Origin of the sequence: Gilliamella sp. B2717, from assembly GCF_026536675.1 — a bacterium.
Taxonomy (GTDB): Bacteria; Pseudomonadota; Gammaproteobacteria; order Enterobacterales; family Orbaceae; genus Gilliamella; species Gilliamella apicola_I.
Genome location: NZ_JAFNNQ010000031.1, coordinates 736 through 1,139, shown reverse-complemented (window position 1 = coordinate 1,139; position 404 = coordinate 736). Strand labels below are relative to the sequence as shown.

1 pseudogene is annotated in these 404 nt (G+C 41.6%); it reads left to right on the top strand.

Annotation, left to right across the window (positions count from 1 at the left end):
- Window positions 1–344: pseudogene (locus J3U35_RS05535) on the top strand (hypothetical protein); the annotation flags it as partial.
- Between the last annotated feature and the right edge of the window lie 60 nt (window positions 345–404).

Below are 404 nucleotides of genomic sequence, written 5' to 3'. Positions count from 1 at the left end.
CCCATTTACCCATGCCTTTCCACGGTTTTAGTGGTCATGTAAGCCCGATGATTCATGCAGCCAAAAATGCGCCTACTTTTTGGATGTACATTTTATTAATCCCGGTATTTTTAATTTTATTGCCGTTTTACACAGTGGGTTACTTTATTTCGGAATGTTTATGCTGGCAACCCCGTTGGCCGAAGGTGATTCGTCAAGCAGGCAAACAAGGCAAACCAGTCCCGAAAGAAACCACCTTATCGGACTACCCCCCAAAAGTACAACAAGCCATATTAGAAAGCCGTTTAGAATGGGGCGTACGAGACGAAAAGACAGGCAAACTGGTTGATTATGGCAATGGTTAAAATCACAATGCGAATGAATCATAATCAAAACAGAAGGACATAAGGTAAGGACATAAAAAA